General features: G+C 69.4%; 20 protein-coding genes. 3 read left to right on the top strand and 17 right to left on the bottom strand.

The features are described 5' to 3' along the window. Positions 1-42 precede the first annotated feature (42 nt). Both ACUSIJ_RS03060 and ACUSIJ_RS03055 read right to left on the bottom strand, forming a co-directional pair. A complete protein-coding gene (locus ACUSIJ_RS03060; protein ID WP_449306882.1) occupies positions 43-2,598 on the bottom strand; it encodes an ABC transporter permease in 2,556 nt (851 codons plus the stop codon). Continuing rightward, positions 2,595-3,281 (bottom strand): ABC transporter ATP-binding protein, encoded by a 687-nt coding sequence (locus ACUSIJ_RS03055; protein ID WP_449306994.1) that lies wholly within the window; start codon positions 3,279-3,281, stop codon positions 2,595-2,597. The genes ACUSIJ_RS03060 and ACUSIJ_RS03055 overlap by 4 nt, the downstream gene beginning before the upstream one ends. A gap of 280 nt (positions 3,282-3,561) precedes the next feature. On the opposite strand from ACUSIJ_RS03055, the gene ACUSIJ_RS03050 reads away from it, so the two are divergent. The 3 genes from ACUSIJ_RS03050 (at position 3,562) to ACUSIJ_RS03040 (ending at position 5,781) form a co-directional block, all read left to right on the top strand. Continuing rightward, complete coding sequence (locus ACUSIJ_RS03050) at positions 3,562-4,164, top strand: arylesterase (protein ID WP_449306993.1); 603 nt, start codon at positions 3,562-3,564, stop codon at positions 4,162-4,164. A 42-nt stretch (positions 4,165-4,206) separates the two neighbouring features. Continuing rightward, positions 4,207-5,259 carry an aldo/keto reductase gene (locus ACUSIJ_RS03045; protein WP_449306992.1) on the top strand — a complete coding sequence of 351 codons (1,053 nt, stop codon included), beginning with the start codon at positions 4,207-4,209 and terminating at the stop codon, positions 5,257-5,259. A 93-nt stretch (positions 5,260-5,352) separates the two neighbouring features. Next, on the top strand, positions 5,353-5,781 hold the full coding sequence (locus ACUSIJ_RS03040) for a YkvA family protein (RefSeq protein ID WP_449306881.1): 429 nt from the start codon (positions 5,353-5,355) through the stop codon (positions 5,779-5,781). 80 nt (positions 5,782-5,861) lie between these two features. On the opposite strand, the gene ACUSIJ_RS03035 is transcribed toward ACUSIJ_RS03040, so the two are convergent. The 15 genes from ACUSIJ_RS03035 to ruvB form a co-directional block, all read right to left on the bottom strand. Beyond that, positions 5,862-7,112, bottom strand: coding sequence for an acetate/propionate family kinase (locus tag ACUSIJ_RS03035; protein WP_449306880.1), 1,251 nt, complete (start codon positions 7,110-7,112; stop codon positions 5,862-5,864). A 71-nt stretch (positions 7,113-7,183) separates the two neighbouring features. Further along, a complete protein-coding gene (locus ACUSIJ_RS03030; RefSeq protein WP_449306879.1) occupies positions 7,184-8,608 on the bottom strand; it encodes a bifunctional enoyl-CoA hydratase/phosphate acetyltransferase in 1,425 nt (474 codons plus the stop codon). A 76-nt stretch (positions 8,609-8,684) separates the two neighbouring features. Next, the gene (locus tag ACUSIJ_RS03025; RefSeq protein WP_449306878.1) at positions 8,685-11,000 is read right to left on the bottom strand and encodes a DUF3141 domain-containing protein; all 2,316 of its coding nucleotides are present in this window, start codon (positions 10,998-11,000) and stop codon (positions 8,685-8,687) included. 387 nt (positions 11,001-11,387) lie between these two features. Next, on the bottom strand, positions 11,388-12,113 hold the full coding sequence (locus ACUSIJ_RS03020) for an outer membrane protein (RefSeq protein WP_449306877.1): 726 nt from the start codon (positions 12,111-12,113) through the stop codon (positions 11,388-11,390). A 122-nt stretch (positions 12,114-12,235) separates the two neighbouring features. Next, positions 12,236-13,597: a phosphoglucosamine mutase gene (gene glmM, locus ACUSIJ_RS03015; protein ID WP_449306876.1), complete on the bottom strand. Its 1,362-nt coding sequence runs from the start codon at positions 13,595-13,597 to the stop codon at positions 12,236-12,238. A gap of 291 nt (positions 13,598-13,888) precedes the next feature. Beyond that, a complete protein-coding gene (gene ftsH / locus ACUSIJ_RS03010; RefSeq protein WP_449306875.1) occupies positions 13,889-15,808 on the bottom strand; it encodes an ATP-dependent zinc metalloprotease FtsH in 1,920 nt (639 codons plus the stop codon). A gap of 225 nt (positions 15,809-16,033) precedes the next feature. Further along, positions 16,034-17,182 (bottom strand): tRNA lysidine(34) synthetase TilS, encoded by a 1,149-nt coding sequence (gene tilS / locus ACUSIJ_RS03005; RefSeq protein WP_449306874.1) that lies wholly within the window; start codon positions 17,180-17,182, stop codon positions 16,034-16,036. Positions 17,183-17,301: 119 nt separating this feature from the next. Further along, positions 17,302-18,444, bottom strand: a complete 1,143-nt coding sequence (gene ybgF / locus ACUSIJ_RS03000) for a tol-pal system protein YbgF (RefSeq protein ID WP_449306873.1) — start codon at positions 18,442-18,444, stop codon at positions 17,302-17,304. A gap of 183 nt (positions 18,445-18,627) precedes the next feature. Beyond that, complete coding sequence (gene pal / locus ACUSIJ_RS02995) at positions 18,628-19,140, bottom strand: peptidoglycan-associated lipoprotein Pal (RefSeq protein WP_449306872.1); 513 nt, start codon at positions 19,138-19,140, stop codon at positions 18,628-18,630. Between the two features lie 82 nt (positions 19,141-19,222). Beyond that, complete coding sequence (gene tolB / locus ACUSIJ_RS02990; protein ID WP_449306871.1) at positions 19,223-20,554, bottom strand: Tol-Pal system beta propeller repeat protein TolB; 1,332 nt, start codon at positions 20,552-20,554, stop codon at positions 19,223-19,225. 317 nt (positions 20,555-20,871) lie between these two features. After that, positions 20,872-21,978, bottom strand: coding sequence for a hypothetical protein (locus tag ACUSIJ_RS02985; RefSeq protein ID WP_449306870.1), 1,107 nt, complete (start codon positions 21,976-21,978; stop codon positions 20,872-20,874). Between the two features lie 10 nt (positions 21,979-21,988). Further along, positions 21,989-22,462 carry an ExbD/TolR family protein gene (locus ACUSIJ_RS02980; protein ID WP_449306869.1) on the bottom strand — a complete coding sequence of 158 codons (474 nt, stop codon included), beginning with the start codon at positions 22,460-22,462 and terminating at the stop codon, positions 21,989-21,991. 15 nt (positions 22,463-22,477) lie between these two features. Beyond that, positions 22,478-23,197, bottom strand: a complete 720-nt coding sequence (gene tolQ, locus ACUSIJ_RS02975) for a protein TolQ (RefSeq protein ID WP_449306868.1) — start codon at positions 23,195-23,197, stop codon at positions 22,478-22,480. A gap of 290 nt (positions 23,198-23,487) precedes the next feature. Further along, positions 23,488-24,009 (bottom strand): tol-pal system-associated acyl-CoA thioesterase, encoded by a 522-nt coding sequence (ybgC, locus tag ACUSIJ_RS02970; protein ID WP_449306867.1) that lies wholly within the window; start codon positions 24,007-24,009, stop codon positions 23,488-23,490. Continuing rightward, positions 23,999-25,048 carry a Holliday junction branch migration DNA helicase RuvB gene (gene ruvB / locus ACUSIJ_RS02965; protein WP_449306866.1) on the bottom strand — a complete coding sequence of 350 codons (1,050 nt, stop codon included), beginning with the start codon at positions 25,046-25,048 and terminating at the stop codon, positions 23,999-24,001. Before ruvB ends, ybgC begins: the two co-directional genes overlap by 11 nt. Between the last annotated feature and the right edge of the window lies 1 nt (position 25,049).

The following is a 25,049-nucleotide window of genomic DNA, read 5'->3' as shown; positions in this document are numbered from 1 at the left end:
TGAGGTTACAAGCCGTTCATGTGGCCGGTTCACCTCGCTGCCCTACTGCTCGCGCAGGTAGGGCGCTGGGCGCTGGGCGAGCACCCGCCAGGTGCCGGCGAGCGCCAGCGCGACCGCGACGGCGACCGCGAGGAACGCCGCGACGAGCGCGGGCCCGGCCACGAAAGTGGCCGGCAGGCGCATCACCTGCGTCATGATCACCGCCGCAGCGGCGGCACCGGCGGCGAAGCCGACCGCGGCGGAAACGAGCGCGATGATCCCGTATTCGAGCGCGTAGGCGCCGAGCAGCCGGGCGCGGGTCGCGCCGAGCGTCTTCAGGATCACGGCATCGTAGAGCCGCGCCCGGTGCGCGGCGGCGAGCGCGCCGCCGAGCACCAGGGCGCTCGCGATCAGCGCCACCGCGCTCGCCGCCGCGATCGCGACCGCAAGCTGTCCCGCCATCTCGTTGACCGCCGCCAGCACGTCCCGTACCCGCACGCTGGAAACGGCCGGGAAGCGGGCTGCGATCTCGCGGATCAGCGACAGATTGCGCGCCGGCTCCGCCCCCGGCGGCTCCGTCAGCGTGGCGAGCACGGTATAGGGTGCGCCGGCGAAGGTGTTGGGCGAGAACACCATGACGAAATTGATGCCGAGCGTGCGCCATTCCACCGACCGCAGATTGGCGATGGTCACCGCGATCTCGCGCCCCAGCACGTTGACGACCACCGTGTCGCCGACAGCAAGGCCGAGCCGGCGGGCGATCTCGGCGTCGAAGGACACCAGCGGCGGGCCGCTGTAGCCGGCGGGCCACCACTCGCCGGCGAGAACGGCGCTGCCCGCCGGCGGCGCGTCGGCGAAGGTGATGCCCCGGTCGCCCTCCAGCACCCAGGCGACCTCCTCGGGCGATGGATAGTCCTGGGCGCGGATACCCCTGAGCGAGACGATGCGGCCGCGCATCATCGGCACGCGCTCGACGGCGCCGCCGGGCACGGCCTCGCGCAGATAGGCCTCGAAGGCCTCGGCCTCGTTCGCCTGCACATCGAGGAAGAAGAAAGCCGGCGCGCGCTCGGGCAGCGAGCGGGTCAGCTCACGCCGCAGGCCGGCATCGATGAGGGAGAGCGTCACCACCAGCGTCACGCCGAGCCCCAGCGAGAGCACCAGCGCGGGCGTGAGCGCGCCGGGCCGGTGCAGGTTGGCGAGCGCCAGCCGCCATGTCGGGCCCGGCGGGTGCGGCAGCGCGCGGGCGGCGCGCATCAGCCCGAGCGCCACGAGCCGCAGCAGCAGGAACGCCCCGGCCGCCGCCAGCAGGAACACCGCCGCCACGCGCACGTCATGGGCGAGCGCCAGCGCCACGACGACGAGCAGCGCCCCCGCCGCCAGCGCCGCGAGACGGTAGCGCCGGCGCGGGCGGATGTCCGCCACCTCGACATGGTCGCGGAACAGCGCCGCCACCGGCACGTCGTGCACGCGCCCGACCGGCCCGAGCGAGAAGGCGAGCGCGGTCAGTGCGCCGTAGACGGCGGCCGCCAGCAACTCCATGGGCGCGAGCCGGGGCGCGATGGGCAGCGGCAGCAGGTCCTGCCCGAGCCACGCCACCACGAAGGGCATCAGCGCGCCGAGCACCAGCCCCCCGGCGATGCCGAGAGCGGCGATCAGCATCACCTCGGCCAGCGCCACCGCGACCGCGACGCCGCCCGACGCGCCCACCGCCTTGAGGGTGGCCATGGTGGTGCGCCGACGGTCGACGAAGCCGCGCACCGCGTTCGCCACGCCGACGCCGCCGACGAGCAGCGCCGCCATGCCGACGAGCGTCAGATACTGGGTGAACTGCTCGATGCGCCGCTGCAGCTGCGGCGCGGCGTCCTGCCGGTTGCGGATGCGCCAGCCGTCGTCGGGGAAGGCGGCGGCGGCGCGTTCGGAAAAGCGCTGCAGGGCGGCATCGGACGCTCCATCGGGCAGGACGAGCCGATAGGAATGCTGCACGATGCTGCCCGGCTGCACCAGCCCGGTGCGCGCCAGCGCCTCGCCGGAGATCATGAGGCGTGGGCCGAAGCCGATGCCGGCCCCGACCTTGTCGGGCTCGGAGTCGAGTTCGGCGCGGATCGTCAGCGTCAGCGCGCCGAGGCGCACCTCCTCGCCCACGCCGAGCCCGAGCCGCGCCAGCAGCGCCGGGTCGGCGACCGCGCCGAAGCGCCCTCCCGTCTGGCCGAACAGCGGCGGACGGTCGAGCGCCGGCACGGTCGCGAGCACGCCGACCAGCGGATAGGCATCGTCGACCGCCTTCACCTCCACGAGCGCGGCCTCGCCGTTCGCCGCCACCGCCATGGCGCGCAGGTCGGTGACGTGCGACAGCGCGCCCGGCCCCCCGCTTTCCGCGCGCAGGAACGCCAGCTCCGGCGCCGTCGCCTCGCGCTGTGTGAGCGTCACGGCCACGTCGCCGCCCAGGATGGCACGGCCCTCGCGCGCCAGCCCCTCGGTCAGCGAGCGCGCCACCGAGCCCACGCCGGCGATGGCCGCTACGCCGAGCGCGATGCAGGCGAGGAAGATGCCGAAGCCGCTCAAGCCGCCGCGCATGTCGCGAAGCGCCAGCCGCAGCACGAGGGCGAGCGGCCGGCTCATGCGGGTTGCGCCTGTGTGGCCGGGGCGGTCTCGATCAGCCCCGACCGCAGGCGCACGGTGCGGTCGCAGCGCGCGGCGAGCACCGGATCGTGGGTGACGAGCACCAGCGTCGCCCCCTCGTCGCGCCGCAGCGAGAACAGCAGGTCGACGATGGCGCGGCCGGTGTCCTCGTCGAGGTTGCCGGTCGGCTCGTCGGCGACGATCAGCGGCGGCTTGCCGACGACCGCGCGGGCGATGGCGACGCGCTGCTGCTCACCGCCCGACAGCTGCGCCGGATAATGGCCGAGCCTGCCCTTCAGTCCCACCCGCTCCAGCGCGCGGCCCGCCCTGGCGAGCGGGTCGGAGGCGCCGGCGAGCTCCAGCGGCAGCGCGACGTTCTCCAGCGCCGTCATCGTCGGCACCAGATGGAACGACTGGAACACGATGCCGATGTACTTGCCCCGAAAGCGCGCCAGCTGGTCCTCGTCGAGGTCGGTGATGTCGAAGCCGTTGACGAAGACCTTGCCCGAATCCACCCGCTCCAGCCCCGCGAGCGTCATTAGCAGGCTCGACTTGCCGGACCCCGACGGCCCCACCAGGCCCACCGCCTCGCCGTGCGCGACGTCGAGCGACACGCCCTTCAGCGCCTCGACCCGCGCCGGCCCGCGGCCGAGGCCAAGACGCACGGAGCGCAGTTTCACCATGGGCTCCGGGTCGCCGCCCGCGGGCCGGGAGGTGTCGTCGCCCAACGCGGAAACATCGGCCGGAGGGAAGGATGTCATGAGCGTGTCTGACTTTCTGGCTGCTTTGCAATTGCGGACCGATACCGCCATGTTGACGGCACAACGCGGCCGCAGCAAGGAGGTTCACGTGTTCGGACTGCTCTTTGGACAGATATTGCGCAAACATCATCGTGAGCAGCCCGCGGCCGCGCGGACGACAATCCCCGCCGGGCCCTTGGCCCTGCTTCTGGGATTGGCCCTCATGATCCTCGCCGCCATACCGCGCCCGGCCTCGGCCGAGCCGCTGCGCATCGTCGCGTTCGGCGACAGCCTCACGGCCGGATACGCCCTGCCGCAGACGGCCGCCTTCCCGGTGCTGCTGGAGGCGGCCCTCAAGGCGCGCGGACACGATGTCGCGATCGCCAACGCCGGGGTGTCCGGCGATACCGCGAGCGGCGGCCTCGCGCGCCTCGACTGGTCGGTGCCCGAGGGCACGCGCGCGGTCATCCTGGAGCTCGGGGCCAACGACATGCTGCGCGGCGTCGATCCCGCCGTCACCGAGAAGGCGCTCGACGCCATCGTCACGCGGCTGAAGGAACGCGGCATCGCCGTGCTGCTCGCCGGCATGCGCGCCGCGCCCAATCTGGGGGAGGACTACGCGCGCCGTTTCGAGGGCATCTACACCGACCTTGCCAGCAGGCACGATCTCGTGCTTTATCCATTCTTTCTCGATGGAGTAGCTGGAAATTCGGACCACGTCCTGCCCGACGGCCTGCATCCCAATGCGGCCGGGGTCGGGGTCATCGTGGAGCGTATCCTGCCCACCGTCGAGCGCTTCATTGCCAGCCTTCCTCCCGCCCAATGAGCCACCTGAGCCACGCCACCAATCGCCGGAGTTGACATGTCGATCGTCTATCGCAAGCTTGGCCGCACGGACCTGACCATTCCCAGCATCACGCTCGGCACCATGACCTGGGGCGATCAGAACACCGAGGCCGAAGGACACGCCCAGCTCGACTACGCGCTGGAGCGTGGCATCAACTTCCTCGACACCGCCGAGATGTATTCGACGCCGCCCAAGCCCGAGACCCAGGGCAGCACCGAGCGCATCATCGGCAACTGGCTCCGGGAGCGGCGCAACCGCGACAAGGTTGTCATCGCCACCAAGGTGGCGGGGCGCTCGCAGAACACCTGGTTCCGCGATGACGGGTCGCCCACCGAGCTCAACCGCAAGCAGATATCGGAGGCGGTGGAAAAAAGCCTGAAGCGGCTGCAGACCGACTATATCGACCTGTACCAGCTTCATTTTCCCGATCGCGCCGTTTCGACCTTCGGCTCGGTCCCGACCATCTTTCGCGATACGAGCAACACCGTCCGCGAAAATCCGATCCCCGAAATCCTCGACGCGCTCGACGATCTCGTGAAGTCCGGCAAGGTGCGCTACATCGGCGTGTCCAACGAATCGCCCTGGGGATTGATGACCTTCCTGCATCATGCCAGCGTGCGGCGTCAGGCCCGCGTCCAGTCGATCCAGAACGCGTACTCGCTCGTCAACCGGGTCTTCGAGACCGGGCTCGCCGAAATCGCGGTGCGGGAGAAGGTCGGCCTGCTGGCCTATTCGCCGCTGGCCCAGGGCTATCTCACCGGTAAATATCGCGACGGCGCGCTGCCCGAAGGCTCCCGCAAACGGCTGTACAACCGCATGCAGCGCTATGAGAAGCCCGGCGCCGAGACGGCCATCAACGCCTATGTGGACCTCGCGGCGGAACTCGGGTTCGATCCGGCGCAATTCGCCATCGCCTTCGTGCACAGCCGGCCCTTCGTCGCCTCGACGATCATCGGCGCGACGTCGATCGCGCAGTTGAAGGCCGACATCGACGCGGCCGAGATCGCCATCACGCCCGAGATCGAGGAGCGGATCGACGCCATCCACCAGTTGAACAGCAATCCGGCGCCGTAATACCTGGCAGCCGGCGCAGCGCTTGCCGGCCGCGGCGGCCGTCACCATATCGCGACGGGGACGTGTTCCGTCCGTGAAGGAGAGATGACGATCATGGCCGAGCTTCTGGCCCGACTTCTGACCAGGGAGGAGATGGACGCCATGCGCCGCGCCGCGCGTGACGAGGACAGCATATCGCGCAAATTCTGGAAGGCGCTGAAGCGCGTCGCCAACAACCTGCCGTTCGCGGAGGATCTGGTCGCCGCCTACCTGTGCGTGAAGGACCCCTCCACCCCGCCGCGGGTGCGCTACCTGCTGCTCGCCGCACTCGGCTACTTCATCCTGCCCCTCGACGCCGTGCCCGACATCCTGCCGCTGATCGGATTTTCGGATGACATCGCCGTGCTCGCCGCCGTGTTCGGGACGATCGCGGGGGCGATCAAGCCCGAGCACCGCGAAGAGGCGCGCAGGATGCTCAGGGACTGGATCGATCGGGACAACCAGTCGCCGACAAGCCGTCCCGATCTCTATCCCTTCGAATGAGCATCACTTTTCCATAACCGGGAAACGGAAGGAGCGGGCGCCCGGCCCGCTCCTCCATCGTCTCTGTGAGCGGTTCCGGTTCACTCGGCCGCGTGGTGGGCCGGCTCGCCGTCCTTGGAGAACGCCTGGATCTCCGGGCTGGCGAGGCCGAGGACGGTGAGCGTGTGCTCGGCGATCATCAGCCCCTCGTTGGTGCGCACGATGTAGACGCGCACGCGCGACAGCGGCGAGGAGATGAGGCGGGCGTTGCGGTGGTTCGCCTCCTCGTCGAGGTCGATGCCGATCCATTGCAGGCCCTGCAGCACGCGCTCGCGCACGCGCCAGGAGTTCTCGCCGATACCGCCGCAGAACACGACGGCGTCGAGGCCGTCGAGCGCCGCCGAGAGCGCGCCCACTTCGCGGCGCACACGATTCACGAAGTAATCGATGGCCTCGCGCGCCTCGCGCTTGTCGGACGCCTCCAGTTCGCGCATGTCCTGCGAGATGCCGGAAAGGCCGAGCAGGCCCGACTGCGAGTACAGGATCTCGCGGATCTGCGACGAGTTCAGCCCCTTCTGGTCGAGCAGATAGAGCAGCACGCCGGCATCGAGGTTGCCGCAGCGGGTGCCCATCGGCAGGCCGTCGAGGGCCGAGAAGCCCATCGTGGAGGCGATGGAATGGCCGTAGCGCACGGCGCACATGGAGGCGCCGTTGCCCAGATGCGCGATGATCACTCGGCCTTCCGCGTCGAGCGGGGCGATCTGCTTCAGGCGGCGGGTCACGTATTCATAGGACACGCCGTGGAAGCCGTAGCGGCGGACGCCCTCGTTGTAGTACTCGCGCGGAATGGCGAAGGTGTCGTTGACGAAGGCGTGGCCGCGGTGGAACGAGGTGTCGAACACCGCCACCTGCGGCACACCGGGGAAGGCGTGCTGCGCGGCGCGGATGCCGGCGACGTTGTGCGGCTGGTGCAGCGGCGCGAGCGGCGTCAGCTCCGCCAGCCCGGCGACCACGTCATCCGTGACCAGCACCGGCTTGGTGAAGCGCACGCCGCCGTGCACGACGCGGTGGCCGACGGCGACCACCTCGGAACCGGGGAACGTGTCCTCGATCCACCTGAGGATCACATCGACGGCCTGGGCGTGGTTCTCGATCGCACCGCTCACCTTGTCGAAGTCGCGCTCGCCCAGCGACTGGCCCTCGCCGTCCTTGGCGGAGAAGCGGGTGACAGAGGCGCCAAGCCCCTCAATCTGGCCGTTCGCCAGATTGACCGGCTTGCCTTCGGTGACATCGAACACCACGAACTTGATCGAGGACGATCCCGCGTTCAGCACGATAAGGGTCTTGGACATGAAGTCATTCCTTCAGGAAAACCGGACGGCGGACGGAAAGGGCCGGCTTGGTCGAGCCGGCCCTTTGAGGATCATTCGGCGGCGTTGGCGAGCGCCGTGTCGGCGCCCGGCTCGAACGCGCGGCCGTTGCGGCGCCAGTAGTCGTAGAGCTGGGCGAGCGCAGCCGAGGCCAGACGCGCGCGGTCGTTGTCGGCGCGGCTCGTCAGCATCACCGGCGCCTTGGCGCCGAGCACGAGGCCGGCGGCCTCGGCGCGGCCGACGAAGGTCAGCTCCTTGGCCAGCATGTTGCCCGCCTCGAGGTTGGGCACGATCAGGACATCGGCCTGGCCCGCCACCAGCGACGTGATGCCCTTGGTACGCGCCGCCTCGGTGTCCATGGCGTTGTCCATGGCGAGCGGCCCGTCGACGATGGCGCCCTTGATCTGGCCGCGGTCGGCCATCTTGGACAGGATCGCGGCATCCATCGTCGAGGGGATGTTGACATTGACCGTCTCCACCGCCGACAGCACGCCCACACGCGGCTGCTTCAGGCCGCAGGCGATGGCGAGGTCGATGGCGTTCTGGGTGATGTCGACCTTGGTCAGGAGATCGGGCGCGATGTTGATGGCCGCGTCCGAGATGAACAGCAGATGGTCGAGGGTCGGCACGTCGAGCACGAAGGTGTGGCTGATGCGCCGCGAGGACCGCAGGCCGCCGTCGCGCTTCACCACCTGGGCGAGCAGCTCGTCCGAGTGGATGTTGCCCTTCATGATGGCGCGCGCCTCGCCGGCATGGACCAGCGCCACAGCCTTGGCCGCCGCGGCCGAATGGCCCTCGACCTCGATGATCTGGTAGCCGCTGATGTCGGCGCCAAGTTCCGCGGCGGCCTTCTCGATGGCCGGGCGCTCGCCGATCAGGATCGGGACGATCAGGCCCTTCTGCGCCGAGAGCACCGCTCCGCCCAGCGAGTTGTGATCGTCGGGCGACACCACGGCGGTCGGCAGCGGCGGCAGCCCCGCCGCGACGTCCACGAGCTTGCCGAAGTGGTCGTGCTCGTCGAGGATCAGTTCCGGCAGCGCGCGGGCGTCCGCCTCGATGGTGGCGAGCGGCGCCTCGACCTCGGCGGTGCCCTCGGCGACGAGGGTGCCGTCGGCCTTGGTCACGCGGGTCTCGAACCTCGCCAGCGGCTTCTCGCCCTTTTCCGTGACGCGGGCATGGGCGACGAGCTTGTCGCCGATGCGTACGCGCTCATGGAAAACGAGGTTCTGCAGGCGGTAGAGCGTGCCCGGCCCCGGCAGGCGGTTGCCGAGCACCGCCGAGATGAGCGAACCGATCCACATGGAGGGCGCGAACGGCTCGGCCTCCTCGTTGCCCGGCAGGTTGGCCGGGTTGATGTTGCCCGTGACATGGGCGAACAGGTAGAAGTCCTGCGCGGAAGCCGTGCGCTCCACGGAGGCCTCGTCGCCGACCTTCAACTCGTCCCAGGTCGTGTTGCGAACGGTTGCGTTGTCCGACATCGTTCAATCTCCTTGGGAAAGGTCCCAGCGGGCGCTTGAGGGGAAGGGTCCCCGAAGCGCCCCGGGGAAGCGGTCTTCACTCCGCCGCGGCGACGGCCACGGGCTTGGCGTGCTGCGCCGCCGCGAAGGTCGCCTCGATCTCCTGCAGCTTGACGAGCGCGTTGGGGTCGATCTCCTCGCGGGTCGGGCCCGCGATCTCGACGGCGAGGTCGATGGCGCGCTTGCGCTCGGCCGGGTCCTTGATGAGGTCCGGCAGGGTGGCGAGTGCCTGCTCGGGTTCGAGCTCGACGATGACGCTCTGCTCGTGGATGAGGCGGGCGCGGGCCGGCTCGCTCAGCGTGTCGAAGGGCGCCGTCCGGGTCAGCACCTGGGCCGAGCGGGCGAGGCGGGTACGGCGCACGGCGCCGCCGCGGGCCTTCGCCAGGAAGATCAGGATGCGCACGACGCCTTCCGAGAAGCCGCCCCGGTCGATGTTGGCGAGGATCTGCTGCACCTCGGTGCGGGCGCGCAGGTCCACTTCGTTGTTATCGCTCAGGGCAGCGCGGCGGCGCAGCTCCTCGTTGCCGATGTACTGCATCCAGGGCGTGCTGTAGATCGAGATGAAGGCCAGTTCCTTGGCCGCATCGCCGACATCGCGGAACGCGTCGAGCGTGTTCTCGATCGCGTCGGCCCACACGTTCTGCAGCGCGACGAACGGATTGTCCGCGGCGGCCGGATGACGGTTCTGGCGCACCTGCTCGGCGAGGCCGGCGATGGGCGCGACGAGCGGGTTCTGGTCGGAGACCGCGACGCGCTGCACGCGCGGCCACGCCGACTTGAAGTACTGGTCCGCGCTCTGCGGCGTCACCAGCGAGCGGACGAGCGGGCGCAGGGTCAGCTCGTAGAGCTGCGCGCCGAACTCCGACAGGCGGGCCACGGCCGCGAAGGAAGCGTTCTCGTCCACACCGTCATCGAGCGCCTTGATGTCGTCGATGGTGCGCGGCTCAAGGCTGATATGCAGGCGGTCCTTGCCGTCCTCCAGCACCAGCTCGTAGAGGCCGGGCGCCAGCGCCTCGATGGCCTCGATGGTGTCGGAGATGGCGCTGTGCTCGCGGCCGGCGACCTTCGCCGACACGAAGATGCCGAGGTGGCCGATCGACTGGTGGATGATGTAGATGATGCGCTGGCCGCGCGCCTTGATGTTCTCGGTCGTGCCGTAGAGGTCGACGATCCAGTCGAGCGCCTGCTGCGGCGGGGTGATGTTGTCGCCCACCGAGGCGAACACGATCACCGGGCAGGCGATGTCGCGCAGGTCGACGCTCTTGTGGCCGAGCTTGGAGATGCCCTGGCCGAGCTTGTTGCCGATGAACAGGTCCTCGACGATCCAGCGGATCTCGGCCTCGTTCATGAAGAAGAAGCCGGACCACCAGCGCTCGAACTCAAGGAAGCGCGGGCCCTCGGTGTCGACCTTGGCATAGAGGTTGTAATACTTCTTCCACCAGGTATTGCCGGGGCTCATGTTCTCGAAGTTGGTCACCAGGGCCGAGCCGTCGAACAGGCCGTTGCCGAGGTCCGACGAGAACAGCGCCGGGACCACGCCGCCGTTGAGGCCGCCCGAATAGCGCATCGGGCTGCCGCCTTCCTTGCCCGACCAGTAGGACAGCGGCGCGCCGGAGATGGCGACGGCGCCGGTCTTTTCCGGGTTCGAGGAGGCGAGCAGCATGCTGGCCCAGCCGCCCTGGCAGTTGCCGACCACGACGGGGCGCGGGGCCTTCGGGTGGCGCTCGGCGATCTCGTTCAGGAACAGGCCCTCGGCTTCGGTGACGTCCGCGAGGGTCTGGCCGGGCTCGGGGCGCGGGCGGAACACGACGAAGTAGCAGGGATGGCCCGCGTGCAGCGCCACGCCCACCTGGCTGACGGGCTTCATGCCGCCGATACCGGCGCCGTGGCCGGCGCGCGGGTCGATCACCACGAAGGGACGCTTCTCGTCGTCCACGGTGACGCCGGCCGGCGGCAGGATGCGCAGCAGCGAGTAGTTGACCGGGCGTGCCAGCGAACGGCCGTCGATGATGGTCTCGTACTCGAAATCGAGCACCGGGGGCATGCCCGCCGCCTCATGGGCGAGATAGTTGTTGCCGCGCTGGCGCAGGATGTCGAGATAGAGCACGGAGCGCTCGGCCGTGTCCACGAGGTAGTCGGCCCAGTTCTTGGCGAGGTCGAGCGGGTTGATCGAGGCGAGCGCCTCCTGGCGGCGCGTGAAGCGGTCGATGGCTTCGCTGGTGTGCGTGGTCGCGATGGTCCGGCTTGCCTCAGACAGGTTGGAGCCGACCCGCCGGGCCGCGGCAAGCTGCTCGTCAACGATTTTCGCGGCCAGCGCGATCCGATCATTCAGGGAATCGTTTGCCTGCGTCATATCCTGCACTCCATCCATCGTTACGGGTCACCGGCCCGGACGGGCCGACCCTGCGCGCCGGTATGCGCGAGCCGTACCCCGGCGCGGGAAGCACGGCAAACATTCGATAAAGGCGATACAATATGCGGGAAGAGCCGCGGTGCACCATACCAGAGTTCCCATCCGTCAGCCTTGAGCCGGAACAAACCCATCCAATAGTGAAACGTCCGGCTGGAATACTGGCTCTTCGTTCCGCGAGTCTTTGCCATACCCCAATAACGAAGGCATGACAGTGCGCTGCGGTGCGTCATTTTTAATGCACCGAAATGACACAAAGCCGGCGATGCGGAACCTGCCTTCCGCATCGCCGGCTTCACTCACGCCATCAATGAACTGGAAAAATCGCTGTCAGGGCAGATCGCCGGCAGCCGCCTTGCCGAACCACCAGCGCAGGCCGATGCGCACGTCGTGCGAGCCGCTTTCGCGCAGCGCGAGCGTCGGCGAGCGCACCGCGCCCGTGTGAAGATAGCGGTAGCTGATATCGAGGCTCACCTGTGGCGTCACCTCGACGGCGAAGCCGCCGCCGAGCGCCCAGGCGAAGTTCGTCCGGTCCCGATCTCCGAACGCGCCGGCAAGCCGGTTCCACGCCACGCCCGCGCCCGCGCCGACATAGGGCGTGACGCCGTGCCAGGTGCCGATGTCGGCATAGAGATTGGCGAGCACCGTCGCGCCCGACAGGCGGGCACGCACCCCGTCGGCGGTGTGGATGTCCGCGCGCGAGCGATATTCGGCCGTGACATCCGCGCGCAGGACGTAGCCGAACCTGTAGCCGACGCCCGCGCCGGCGATGAAGGGTCCGGAGAGGCCGGGATTGAAGCGGCCGTTGGCGGTCAGCGCGCTGCCGGCGGTGAGCGCGCCGAATCCGGCATCGGCCCGCAGGTAGAAGGCATTGTCGCCGGCGGCGAAAAACGGGATGGCGTCGAGATCGGGCGCTTCCGGCAGCGCGTCGGCGGCGGCGGCGGCCGGTTCAGCGGTCTGAAGCCCGAGCGGGACATCGTCGGCCCCGGCGGGAGCCGCCATCAGGAAAGCCGCCAGCGCACCCGCCGCGCCGATACAGATTCTTCGAAACGCCATCCGCCCTTGCCTCCGGAACCCCGCCGCCCGATGAGGGCGGGTCTGGAGGCACTGTCACCGAATAGGGTAAACAACGCATTAACCCTATCCGTTAACCAAGCGGGGAATGGGGGACCATCGCGTCAGGCCACGGCTTTCGACAGCTCCTCGACGATGTCGTCGACCACGGCATGCACCAGCGCGCGGTCGTCGCCCTCGCCCATGACGCGGATGACGGGCTCGGTGCCGGAGGGGCGCACGAGCAGGCGTCCGCCCTGGCCGAGGCGTTCGCGCCCGCGCTCCACCACCGGCGAGATCACCTCGTCCGAGGGCGCGCCCTTGGCGAAGCGCACGTTCCTGAGCACCTGCGGCAGCGGCTCGAACAGGTGGCAGACCTCGCTCACCGGCCTGTTGCGGCGGCGGATCACGGCGAGCAGCTGCAGCGCCGCCAGCAGGCCGTCGCCGGTCGTGCCGTAATCGGCCATGATGACGTGGCCGGATTGCTCGCCGCCGAGGTTGTATCCCTCCGCCCGCATGCGCTCCAGCACGTAGCGGTCGCCCACCGCCGTGCGGGCGAGTTCAAGCCCGATGCTGCGCAGATAGCGCTCGAAGCCGAGGTTCGACATCACGGTCGCGACGAGGCCGGGGCGGGACAGGCGTCCGTCCTCCTTCCACAGCGTGGCGATGGCCGCCATGAGCTGGTCGCCGTCGACGACGCGCCCCTTCTCGTCGACGATGATGACCCGGTCGGCGTCGCCGTCGAGCGCGATGCCGATGTCGGCGCGCGTCTCGTGCACCTTGGCGATGAGGGCGGCGGGCGCGGTCGAGCCCACGTCACGGTTGATGTTGAAGCCGTCCGGCTCCACGCCGATGGCGACCACCTCCGCGCCCAGCTCCCACAGCGCCTCCGGGGCGACGCGGTAGCCCGCGCCGTTGGCGCAGTCGACCACGATGCGCAGGCCGTCGAGGCTGAGCGCCTTCTCCGGCGCGCCGCCGTTGTGCGACAGGGTGCGCTTGGCGAATTCGATATAGCGCGCGTGCGCGCCCTCGATGCGCTTGGCGCGACCCATGCGCTCGGAGCTGGTGAGCCGAAGCCGCAGATCGGCGCCGATCAGCGCCTCGATCTCGCCCTCGACCTCGTCCGACAGCTTGTAGGCGTCGGGACCGAACAGCTTGATGCCGTTGTCCTCGTAAGGGTTGTGGGAGGCGGAGATCATCACGCCGAGATCGCAGCGCATGGAGCGCGTCAGCATCGCCACGGCGGGGGTCGGCATCGGGCCGAGCAGCAGCACGTCCATGCCCACCGAGGTGAACCCGGCGACGAGCGCGTTCTCGATCATGTAGCCGGAAAGCCGCGTGTCCTTGCCGATCACGACGCGGTTGCGGTAGTCGCCGCGGCGGAAGGTGAGCCCCGCCGCCTGCCCCACCTTCAGCGCCAGCTCGGGGGTGATCACCGAGTTGGCGCGACCACGAATTCCGTCGGTTCCAAAATAGCTGCGCGTCATCTGTCGTTCCGCTGGCTCACGCTGACTTGCTCGGCGTTTCGTGACTGTGTGTTTCATGACTTGGCGCTCTGCTGCCCGATGGTTTGCGGCTTGCTGCGTTGCGTCTCGGCATCACGCTCCCGGCGCATCGCGAGCAGACATGGTACAGGCAACCACTTTCAAAATCCTAATACCGTCGGGCGCGGCGCGATCAATTCAAGAATTATGGGCAAATGTGTCGGCGGACATGAAAACGGCCGGATCGCTCCGGCCGTCGTCTTGCTGGGCCTGACCCGTCAGGATCGCCCGAGGTCAGGGTTGCGGTTGCGGCTCCAGCCCCTGCCCCGGTTCGTCCTTGGGCTTGTTGCGCCCGGCCGAGGGCACGGGCGAGCCGCGCGAGGGCGTGGGATCGCCGGCATCGCGCACCGGCGGCTTGCCGTTGAGCAGGTTGACGATCTCGTCGCCAGAGAGCGTCTCGTATTCGAGCAGGCCGTGGGCCAGCCGTTCGAGATCGTCGCCCTTCTCGACGAGGATGCGGCGCGCCTCGACCAGTCCGGCCTCGACGAAGCGGCGGACCTCGGCGTCGATCTTCTGCGCCGTCGCCTCGGACACGTTCTGCTGGCGGCCGACCGACATGCCGAGGAACACCTCGTCCTGGTTCTCGCCGTACATGACGGTGCCGAGCTCCTGGGAGAAGCCCCACTGGGTCACCATGGCCCGCGCGAGGCGCGTCGCCTGCTGGATGTCGGAGGCGGCGCCCGAGGTCACCTTGTCGTGGCCGAAGATGATCTCCTCCGCCACGCGCCCGCCCATCATGATGGCGAGCCGCGAGGTCATCTGCTCGTAGCTCATGGAGAGCTTGTCGCGTTCGGGCAGCTGCATGACCATGCCGAGCGCGCGCCCGCGCGGAATGATGGTCGCCTTGTGCACGGGATCGGTCGCGGGCACGTTGAGCGCCACGATGGCGTGGCCGGCCTCGTGATAGGCGGTGAGGCGCTTCTCCTCCTCGCTCATGACGAGGGTACGCCGCTCGGCGCCCATCATGACCTTGTCCTTGGCGTCCTCGAACTCCGCCATGGTGACGATGCGCTTGCCGCGTCTGGCCGCGAGCAGCGCCGCCTCGTTGACGAGGTTCATCAGGTCGGCGCCCGAGAAGCCGGGCGTGCCGCGGGCGATGGTCTTGAGGTCGACGTCCGGCGCCAGCGGCACCTTGCGCACGTGCACGCGCAGGATGCGCTCGCGGCCCAGCACGTCGGGGTTCGGCACCACGATCTGGCGGTCGAAGCGGCCGGGACGCAGCAGCGCAGGGTCGAGCACGTCGGGCCGGTTGGTGGCGGCGATGATGATCACGCCCTCGTTGGCCTCGAAGCCGTCCATCTCGACGAGGAGCTGGTTCAGCGTCTGCTCGCGCTCGTCGTTGCCACCGCCGAGCCCGGCGCCGCGGTGGCGGCCGACGGCGTCGATCTCGTCGATGAAGATGATGCAGGGCGCGTTCTTCTTCGCCTGTTCGAACATGTCGCGCACGCGCGAGGCGCCGACGCCGACGAACATCTCGACGAAGTCCGATCCCGAAATCGTGAAGAACGGCACGTTGGCCTCGCCGGCGACCGCGCGGGCGATGAGCGTCTTGCCGGTGCCGGGCGGGCCGACGAGCAGCACGCCGCGCGGAATGCGCCCGCCGAGGCGCTGGAACTTCTGCGGGTCGCGCAGGAACTCGACGATCTCCTGCAGGTCCTCCTTGGCCTCCTCGACGCCGGCGACGTCCTCGAAGGTCACGCGCCCGTGCGCCTCGTTGAGGAGCTTGGCCTTGGATTTGCCGAAGCCCATGGCCCGCCCCGCGCCGTTCTGCATCTGGCGCGACAGGAAGATCCACGCGGCGATGAACACGATGAGCGGCAGCCAGTTGACCAGCAGCGCCACGAACCAGGGGGTCGAATCGCTGGGCGGCCGGGCAGTGATCTGCACGCCCTTCTCGGCGAGCGTCGAAACGAGATTGGGATCGTAGGGCGCGTAGGTGCGGAAGGTGCCGCCGGTCCGGTACGTGCCGGTGATCTCCTGCCCCGAGATGGTGACAGCGGAAATGCCGCCGGCCTCCGCATCGTTCAGGAGCTGCGAATAGGGAATTTCATTGCTGCTGCCGCGCTGTCCGGGGTTCTGGAACAGGCTCACCAGGGCCAGCACCAGCAGGAATATGATGACCCACAGGGCAAAATTCCGAAAATTGGGGTTCATCTCGTGTCTGTCATCCCGCAAGGTTGAGAGGCCGCGATTGCCGATAGCGCCTCGTGTGATAGCGGCCCCGCCGCGACACCGCATCCTCGGCCCCGGCGTTACAGCGCATCCTGCCGTAATTTAGGCGTACCGCCCACGCTTGCCAAGGTCTTGGGGGCGCAGATGCCGACAATAATCGTGCCGGCAAGCCTGCCTGCTTTCCGCAACTGCCTGCCGCGCGCGGGATTATCCGCCATCGCCGGCCTTGGCCGGTCCCGTTCCCCGCCGACGCGGCGGCTCCCGCGCGAGCGCGGTCTCGCCCGACGGCAAAAGGCGCACCGTCGCGCCGTGCAGGGTGCGGCGCAGGCCGGCGGCCGATTCTCTCGCCAGACGCATGTCCTGCACGAGGCGTTCCAGCCGCTCCAGGGGAACGGGCCGGCCGGCCCTCTCCGTCACCCGGACGACGGCGAGCATCATCACGCGCAGCACGACTTCCTCCGGCTCGCGCCACAGCTCGGCGGACAGCGTCAGGCGTCCTGCGTGATGATTGTCGGCATCCGCGTCCGCCAGCGCGGCAAAACGCCCGGCGGCGATGGCGGTGAGCGCATCGTCGGCGCGGGCGCAGCGCTCGGCGAGCTTCGCCAGCCGCCCTGTGCTCAGCCCGAGCGCCGCGCGCTCCGCCTCGAGGCCGCGCAGGCGCGCGCGGGCGAAGCGGGGATCGCGGTTGGCCGGATCGTCGACGGCGGCGACGCCCGCCTCGCGCGCGACGGCGACGAGCCGCTCCTTGGGCAGGCCGAGCAGCGGCCGGGCCAGCAGCACGGCCCCTCCCGCCAGTGCGGCCAGAGGCCGCATCGCCGCGAGCCCGCCGACGCCGCTGCCGCCGGCAAGGCGCATCAGCACCGTCTCCGCCTGGTCGTCGCGGTGATGGGCGGTGACGACGTGGCTCGCGCCGATCTCCCGCGCCGCCTCCGCCAGCAGCCGGTAGCGCGCCTCGCGGGCGGCCTCCTGCACGCCGTGGCGCGGCTTGTCGCCCCGCCACGCGAGCACCCGGGCCTCGAACCCGAGCCGCCCAGCAAGCCCCGCCACCGCGCGCGCCTCCGCGACGGCGGAAGGGCGCAGACCGTGATCGACGCTGGCGACGAGAAACGCCGGCCCGTCGGCCGCCTCACCGCGCAACGTCTGGCCGCACAACGTCCGCCACCGCGCGGCGAGCAGCAGCAGGGCGAGCGAATCGGGGCCGCCGGAGACGGCGAGCACCAGCCCCGGCGCGGACGACAGCGGCGCGAAAAGCGCGCCGATCGCGTCGTCCGCCACGGTATCGAACGGCGAGCGGCGCGGATCACGCAACAGCGGCGCAATGTCCTGAACGGAGGGAATGTCTTTAACGTCGGTCATGAGGCCGGCTCAACCGGGCGGACGCTGGCAGTGAAAGCCTTGCAGTGAAAGCCTTGCAGCGGGGAACTCCCGGCGCCGCGGTCCGCGCGGGCGTCCGTCCGGGCGCCCTTGCGCATGCCTCAGGCGCAATTGGCGCGGCTGCGGGCGCGGGCGATCCCCTGCCGCACTTCGGTGCTGGCGCTCGGAAACTTGCGCGCGGTTTCCGAAAAGGTCGCGCAGGCCTGGTCGCGAGCGCCGAGCGCGTCGAGCGACATCCCGAGCTTGAGCATGCCTTCCGGCGCGAGCGCGCTCGCGGAATAGGTGGTGGTCAGCTTCAGATATTGTTCGGCGGCCTCGCGGTAGCGGCCCCGGAAAAAATAGCTCTCGCCCAGGTGAAAGGTGGCCTCGGGCGCCAGCTTGTCGCGCGGATGGCTCTGCAGGAATTCGCGAAACCCCATTTCGGCGGCCTCGTAGTCCTGCCGGCGCAGCGACGCCTCGGCATTCCTGTAGCCGATCTGCGGGTCGCCCGGCGCGGTGGCCGCGACGGAGGGAATGCCGGCAGTGGCCGCGTCGATGGCCGGCACGATGGCGGCGGATTGGGGGTTCTGGAACGGATCCGCCCGTCCCGCGCCCGCCACTGCGCCGAGGTCGAGCGGCCGGCCAGCGCCGCCGTCCACGTCCTGCCCGATGACGGCCGGGGTGTCGATCCGCGGCAGGGCCAGCGCCGGCGCCTCGGCGACCACGGGCTCCCCGCCCGGCTCCCATGTCCCGCGGGCTGTCCGGACCTCGGCGGCCGCTTCGTCCCCTTCGGCCAATTCGGCCTCTTCCATGCCCTCGGCTTCCCAGGTGGCCGCGGCGGCCCCCGGCGCGACGGCCTGGGCCGAGATGGACGACGCCGGCACTGCCGGCGTCGCGGTTTGGGTGATCTCCGGCTGCGCACCCCGACCGTCGGCCTGCGGCGCGGCGGGGGTCAGGTCGGAGCGTTTCTGCCGGGCCGGCGGCTGGGCCGGAGCCCCCCCGCCTTCCGATTCCTGGAAGCGGAACTCGACATCCTCCTGGAAGCGCCTGAGCTGGTCCTGCAGGCGGCGGTTCTCGAACTCGAGCTTCTCGACGGTGCCGGCGAGCTCCCGCACCTGGTTCTCCAGCCGGTTCAGGCGCAGGAAGAACTCCGAGGCGTCCTGCGCGGCGGCGGGCACGACAGCCGCGGCGAACAGCAGCGCCGGCAGCAGACATGCCGCCAGCGCCCGTCCGGCGCCGGAAACGAATAAACGACGTAGGGTCATCAGCAAAGAACCTCGTCCTCTCCTATGCGATGGTCGGTCGATCACGGACAGATACTCTTACCCGAAACCGTCCACCGCGTCAGTTGGAAGTATCCCTTCCTGATAGCAAGAAATCGCCTGATAGCAAGAAATCGGCCCGCGGGGAGGCGGCCTCACGGCGGCGCGCCCGCGGGCCGTCTCCGTTCACGATCCGGCGGGGCGGTCGAGGACCGTGACCGCGCGGCGGTTCTGCGACCAGCAGGAGATGTCGTTGCACACCGCCACCGGCCGTTCCTTGCCATAGGACACGACGCGGATGCGGTTCGACTGGATGCCGCGCGAGACGAGGTAGTCATACACCGTCTGGGCGCGGCGCGCACCGAGCGCGTAGTTGTATTCGCGCGTGCCGCGCTCGTCGGCGTGGCCCTCGATCAGGAAGGTGTAGTGCGGGTAGCGCTGCAGCCATGCGGCCTGGCCGTCGAGGGTCGCCACGGCGGTGGCCGACAGATTGGTGCTGTCGGTCTCGAAGAACACGCGGTCGCCGACATTGACGACGAAATCCTGCGCCGAGCCCGGCGTCGCCGCGCCGGCGCCATAGGCGCCGCCCGCACCCGCACCCCCCGCCTGATCGGTCTTGGAGGCGCAGGCGCCGAGCGCCAGCACCGCCGCGAGGATGGCGGCCGCCTTGAAACCGGCAGAAACCTTGAGGCCAAACATCGTAACTTCTCCTGAAAAATAAAAAATCGGAACCAGATAGCACTATTTGTGCGAAATCGCACGCGACATCGACGCACGCCCGTCAGCGCAGATCGCTCACCAGCGGCGACCAGGCGGGATCGGAGGCATAGGAGGGGGTCGGCACCTGCAGCCTGACGCGCCCGGTGACGTCGACCATATAGAGCCGGCCGCCGCCCTCGCCGCCGGGATCGCTGAAGAACATGATGAACTGGCCGTTGGGCGCCCAGGTGGGGCTTTCATTGTGGTAGCCTTCGGTGAGGATGCGCTCGCCCGAGCCGTCGGGCCTCATGATGCCGATGGCGAACTGGCCGGCGCGCGAGCGCGTGAAGGCGATATAGTCGCCGCGCGGCGACCACACCGGCTGGCTGTAGCGCCCCTCGCCGAACGAGATGCGCTGCTGGTTGGAGCCGTCGGCGTTCATGACGTAGATCTGCGGTCCGCCGCCGCGGTCCGACTCGAACACGATGCGGCCGCCGTCGGGCGAGAACGACGGCGCGGTGTCGATGGCGTTCGTCGAGGTGATGCGCGTCGTCGTGCGCGAGCGCAGCGCGATGGCGTAGATGTTGGCGTTGCCGCCCTGCTGCAGGCTGAGCACCACCTGCTGGCCGTCGGGGGTGAACTGGGGGCTCGACGTCATGTCGGGAAAGCTGCCGACGACCTCACGCTGGCCGCTCTCGATGTTGAGAAGCTGCACGCGCGTGCGCTCGTTGAGGCGCTGCGACATGAAGGCGACTTCCTGCGACACTGGCGAGAAGCGCGGCGACACGACGAGTTCCTCGCCGCGCGTCAGGTAGCGCAGGTTGGCGCCGTCCTGGTCCATCACGGCGAGCCGCTTGCGGCGATTCTCCTTCGTGCCCGTCTCGTCGACGAACACCACGCGGGTGTCGAACATGCCCTTGAGGCCGGTGATGCGGGTGAGCACCGCGTCGGAGATGATATGGCCGATGCGCCGCCAGTTCACCGGGTCGGTGTAATACTGCTGACCGGTGAGCTGCTGGCCGGCGAACACGTCCCACAGGCGGAACTCCACCCGGATGCGCCCGCCCGATTCACGCACCGCCCGGCCCGTCACCAGCCCCTGGGCGTTGATGGCCTGCCAGGCGGCGAAGTCGGGCACAGCGTCGAAGTTCGGCGCCCTGTCGGGAAAGCCCGCGGGATCGATCGGCGCGAAATAGCCGATACGGCGCAGATTGTTGGTCACGACATCGGTGATGCCGGCCGCCACTTCCGGATCGCCCGAAAAATCGGCGATCGCGATCGGCAACGGCTCGAAGGTGGGGCTGTCGAGGGTGATCGATATCTCGGCGCGCGCACTTGGCAGGGTGAGACCGAACCACACCAGCGCCAGCGCGGCGGCGGCGGCGATTCGGGGCAGCAGGGCGATCGTCTTCATCGTCGGCAATCTCTCGGTCGAAAACCGCATGGTTTTCAGAAAGGAAGGGCGCGGCGGCATGGCGCCGCTTTTTGCATCAAACCCAAGAATGGGCACCATTTTTTGGATGAATTTGATGCACGAACAAAGAGATAGAGCAAAATGGCGATTGAGGTTTGATGCATTTTGCTCGAAAGGAATGATCGGCGCTTTGCGCGAAGGCGCGATGTCGGATCGCCGGCGGCGCTCCGGCGCCCGTCCGCGGCCGGGCGCTGTGTCTGTGCGGGGAGTGCGCCCGGGCCGGCCGATGGGGAGGGCTGTCGTCATCCTGCCTCCGCTCAGCCGAGGAAGTCGCCGGGCGCGGCATCGATGCGCCAGTCGCGCCAGTCGTTGTAATAGGGCGCGTACTGCGCCGGGAACGTATAGGGCGCGCAGCGGCGGATCGCCCGCATCAGGCTCTCGGCGAAGGAGCGCGACGCCGCGTCGCCCGCGCCGCTGACGACCTGCGGCGGGCCGGCGAGCGTGCCGTCCTCGTTGAGCGATACCCTGATGACCGGCGAGGTCGTCACGTCCGCCATGCCCGGCGGCGCGGAGAAGCAGCGTCCGATCTGCTCCTTCATCAGGTTGCCGATGGCGTCGCGCTGCGACAGCGACAGCTTCGGCGCGTTGCCGGTGCGCGTGCCGGCCGATGCCGCCTGCTGCTGGCGGCCGGTGGAGCCTGACGCCTGCGGCCTGTCGCGGCTCGCGAGCAGCTTCTCGATGGAATCGGCGTTGGCCGGCTTCTCGACGGTCGAGCGCGAGGCCGCCCTCGTCGGCGCCGGTTTCGGCGGCGTGGGCTTGGGCGGCGCCGGCTTGGGCGGTTCGGGCTTCGGCGGCTCGGGCTTGGGCGGCTCGGGCTTCTTCGGCGCGGGTTTCGGCGGTTCAGGTTTGGGCGGCTCGGGCTTCGGTTCCTGCGCCTGTGCGAGCTGCTGCGGACGCGGCTGGGGCATCGGCGGCGGGGGCGTGGGCTCGGCCACCTTCACCGGTTCGGGCGGCGGTTCCGGGGCCGGCGCGGGCGCAGGCGTCGGCGCGGGCTCGGGGGGCGCGGGCGCAGGGGGCGCGGGCAAGGGTTCGGCCACGGCCCGGTCTTCCGACTTGTCCTCGGCCACAGGGCGCGCCACCGGCGCGGGCACGTCGCGCTTCTCCTCGCCGGGCTCGGGTTTCTGCGCCTCGATCTCGTCCACCCGGTCGACGCGCGGCTGCGGCGTCTCCTGCACGGTCTTGGCTGTGCGGTCGCCCTGGGTCATGGTCGAGAAGGCTTCCTCCGAAATCACCTCGACAGCGATGGATTCCTGCTGGTCGGCGAATTTCGGCGGCGACGAAAAGGCCACGACGGCGGCCGTCAGCAGGGCGGCGTGCGCCGCCGCCGAGGCGATCAGTCCAGGCTCTTTCCGCGAGAAACGCAACACGGCATCCTCAGTTCGATCCGGCGGCGAGCTTGGCGGGGTCCGGCTCGGTGACGAGCGCGACCTTCTTGAAGCCGGCGGCGGTGATCAGCGCCATGACTTCCGCCACCCGCCCGTAGTTGACCGCCCTGGCGCCGCGCACGTAGATGCGCTCCTCCTCGCCGGCCGGCGCAACCGCGCGCAGCCGCTCGGCGAGATCGGCATCCGTGAGTTCCGCATCGAGCACGAACACGCGGCCGGTGGCGTCGACGGAGACGGTCAGCGGCTTGTGCTCCATGTTGAGGGGCTTCGCCGCGGTCTGCGGCAGGTCGAGCGGCACGCCGACGACCATCATCGGCGCCGCGACCATGAAGATGATCAGCAGCACCAGCATCACGTCTATGAACGGCGTCATGTTGATCTCGGAGATCACGGCGGGCGCGCGCGAGCCCCTGCGGCCGCGCCGCCCGCCTCCAGATCCCGTTCCGCCAGCGGACATGCCCATTCCCATTCTCCCGGCTCAGGCGGCCGCGCGCTCGTCGAGCTGGCGCGACAGGATCGACGAGAACTCGTCGGCGAAGCCCTCGAGCCGGGCCTGCGCGCGGGCGGCCTCGGCCTGCAGCTTGTTGTAGGCGATGACCGCCGGGATGGCCGCGAGCAGGCCGATCGCGGTCGCGAACAGCGCTTCCGCGATGCCGGGCGCGACGACGGCGAGGCTGGTGTTGTTGGAGGCCGCGATGGAGCGGAAGCTCGTCATGATACCCCACACCGTGCCGAACAGGCCGATGAACGGCGCCGACGATCCCACTGTCGCCAGCACGCCGAGCCGCGACTGCAGCCGCTCGCCCTCGCGCTGGATGGCGAGGTCGAGCGCCCGGTCGATGCGCTGCTGGAGGCTGCCGATCGCGAGCCGCTGGCCACTGACGCTGCGCTTCCACTCGCGCATCGCCGCCTGGAACAGCGCCTGCATGCCGTGCACGGGCCGCTCCTCCAGAGAACGGTAGAGCTCCTCCAGCGAGCGGCCGGACCAGAACACCTCCTCGAACTGCTGCATGGATCGCCTGTAGCGGCCGAACAGCAGCGACTTGTCGATGATGATCGCCCAGCACCAGACGGATGCCGCGATGAGACCTATCATCACCAGCTTGACGACGATATGCGCCTGCCAGAACATGCCGAACAGCGTAATCTCGTTGCCGGCGGCTGGCAGGGCCGTCTGGATCACGGCGGCGGTTGGCATCGGTAGTCCTTTCACACAGTGGGCGCGGCGCCATTGCGCGAATGTCCAGATCCGCGAATGTCCGATATCCGCCAACGTCCGAAGCCACGCCCGCCCGAACGGTTGTTTCCGCACGACCGCACAACGGATTCACAACGATGACGCTTCTCTATTTCTGGGTCGCTTACAAATCTGTCGAAATGAGGGCCGCCAACATTGTCGTGACGGAGCCTCTGCGAGACCTCGCTTCGTCGTTAGATAATACCGACTACGGTTAACGCCACGTTACGCCGCCGATCAAGCCCTGATTTTCAGGCCGCCTCGCCCGCGAGCACGCGCCGCAGCGCGTCGGGGATGCGCACCGGCCGCCCGCCGGCGATCGCGGCCACGCGCACGTCGGCGGAAACGATCAATTCATCGCGACGCAGTATCCGCTGGGCGATGACCAGTGACGCGCCGCGCACGTCCTCCGTTCGGGTATGGACTTCAAGCACATCGTCCATCAGCGCCGGGCGGTGGTAGTCGATGGTGAGGCGGCGCACCGCGAAGACCAGCCCCTCGCCGCCCGCGTGCAGCTCCGCCTGGCCGACGCCGGCGAGCCGCAGGCTGTCGGTGCGCCCGCGCTCCAGAAAGCGCAGATAGCCGGCGTGGTAGACGATGCCGGAAAAGTCGGTGTCCTCGTAATAGACCCGCACCGGCAGGATATGCGTCCGGCCCTCGAACCGGCCGGCGAGATCGGGCCAGGGACCGCCCTCGTTGAGGCTGGCCTCATTGATGCCGGCCTCATTGATGCCGGCCCTTGGGGCCGGCGGGGTCGTGGCGTCACGGCTCATCGTCGGTCTCCTCGTCGAACAGCCCGGTCTGCGCGGCCGGCCGCCGGGCGGCGGGCACGGCAAGCCCGAGGTGGCTGAAGGCGTGGGGTGTCAGCACGCGCCCGCGCGGCGTGCGCTGCACGAACCCCTGCTGGATGAGATAGGGCTCGATGATCTCCTCGATGGCGTCACGCGGCTCGGACAGCGCGGCGGCGATGGTCTCGATGCCCACCGGCCCGCCGCCGAAGGACTGCGCCACCATGGTGAGGTACCGCCGGTCCATCAGGTCGAGCCCGGCGCCGTCGACCTCGAGCAGTTGCAGCGCCCGGTCGGCGATGGGGCGGGTGATGATGTCGGAACCGCCGACCACGGCGAAGTCCCGCACCCGGCGCAGCAGGCGCCCGGCGATACGCGGCGTGCCCCGGGCGCGGCGCGCGATCTCGTTGGCGCCGTCCGGGCTCATGCCGATGCCGATGACCCTGGCGCCGCGCGTGACGATCAGCTCCAGTTCCTCCACCGTATAGAACTGCAGCCGGATCGGGATGCCGAAGCGGTCGCGCAGCGGCGTCGTCAGCAGGCCCTGCCGCGTGGTCGCGCCGACGAGCGTGAACTTCGGCAGGTCGATCTTGACGGAACGCGCCGCCGGCCCCTCGCCGATGATGAGGTCGAGCTGGTAGTCCTCCATGGCGGGATAGAGAATCTCCTCCACCGCCGGGTTGAGACGGTGGATCTCGTCGATGAACAGCACGTCGCGCTCGTCGAGATTGGTGAGCTGCGCCGCCAGATCCCCGGCCTTGGCGATCACCGGCCCGGAGGTCGAGCGGAAATTGACGCCGAGCTCCCGCGCCACGATCTGGGCGAGCGTCGTCTTGCCGAGCCCCGGCGGGCCGACGAACAGCACGTGGTCGAGCGCATCGCTGCGCGTCTTCGCCGCCTCGATGAACACGGCAAGGTTTGCCCGCGCCTGCGCCTGGCCGATGAACTCGCCGAGCGCCAGCGGCCGCAGGGACAGCTCCTGATCGTCCTCGCGCTCGTGGGGGGTGAGAACGCCCTTGCTCATG

This window comes from Pseudochelatococcus sp. B33 (assembly GCF_053570585.1).
The sequence above is the reverse complement of the archived record's forward strand: the minus strand, read 5'-3'. Positions and strand labels throughout refer to the sequence as shown.

Coding starts and splice junctions, on each gene's coding strand:
- ACUSIJ_RS03030 (WP_449306879.1), bottom strand. CDS start 8,608: ATGTCGGACAACGCAACCGTTCGCAACACGACCTGGGACGAGTTGAAG.
- glmM (WP_449306876.1), bottom strand. CDS start 13,597: ATGACGCGCAGCTATTTTGGAACCGACGGAATTCGTGGTCGCGCCAAC.
- tolQ (WP_449306868.1), bottom strand. CDS start 23,197: ATGCCAACCGCCGCCGTGATCCAGACGGCCCTGCCAGCCGCCGGCAAC.
- ACUSIJ_RS03050 (WP_449306993.1), top strand. CDS start 3,562: ATGATCCTCGCCGCCATACCGCGCCCGGCCTCGGCCGAGCCGCTGCGC.
- ACUSIJ_RS03035 (WP_449306880.1), bottom strand. CDS start 7,112: ATGTCCAAGACCCTTATCGTGCTGAACGCGGGATCGTCCTCGATCAAG.
- ybgC (WP_449306867.1), bottom strand. CDS start 24,009: ATGAGCCGTGACGCCACGACCCCGCCGGCCCCAAGGGCCGGCATCAAT.
- ACUSIJ_RS03060 (WP_449306882.1), bottom strand. CDS start 2,598: ATGAGCCGGCCGCTCGCCCTCGTGCTGCGGCTGGCGCTTCGCGACATG.
- ACUSIJ_RS02980 (WP_449306869.1), bottom strand. CDS start 22,462: ATGGGCATGTCCGCTGGCGGAACGGGATCTGGAGGCGGGCGGCGCGGC.
- ybgF (WP_449306873.1), bottom strand. CDS start 18,444: ATGACCCTACGTCGTTTATTCGTTTCCGGCGCCGGACGGGCGCTGGCG.
- pal (WP_449306872.1), bottom strand. CDS start 19,140: ATGTTTGGCCTCAAGGTTTCTGCCGGTTTCAAGGCGGCCGCCATCCTC.
- ruvB (WP_449306866.1), bottom strand. CDS start 25,048: ATGAGCAAGGGCGTTCTCACCCCCCACGAGCGCGAGGACGATCAGGAG.
- ACUSIJ_RS03040 (WP_449306881.1), top strand. CDS start 5,353: ATGGCCGAGCTTCTGGCCCGACTTCTGACCAGGGAGGAGATGGACGCC.
- ACUSIJ_RS03025 (WP_449306878.1), bottom strand. CDS start 11,000: ATGACGCAGGCAAACGATTCCCTGAATGATCGGATCGCGCTGGCCGCG.
- ACUSIJ_RS03020 (WP_449306877.1), bottom strand. CDS start 12,113: ATGGCGTTTCGAAGAATCTGTATCGGCGCGGCGGGTGCGCTGGCGGCT.
- tolB (WP_449306871.1), bottom strand. CDS start 20,554: ATGAAGACGATCGCCCTGCTGCCCCGAATCGCCGCCGCCGCCGCGCTG.
- tilS (WP_449306874.1), bottom strand. CDS start 17,182: ATGACCGACGTTAAAGACATTCCCTCCGTTCAGGACATTGCGCCGCTG.
- ACUSIJ_RS03055 (WP_449306994.1), bottom strand. CDS start 3,281: ATGGTGAAACTGCGCTCCGTGCGTCTTGGCCTCGGCCGCGGGCCGGCG.
- ftsH (WP_449306875.1), bottom strand. CDS start 15,808: ATGAACCCCAATTTTCGGAATTTTGCCCTGTGGGTCATCATATTCCTG.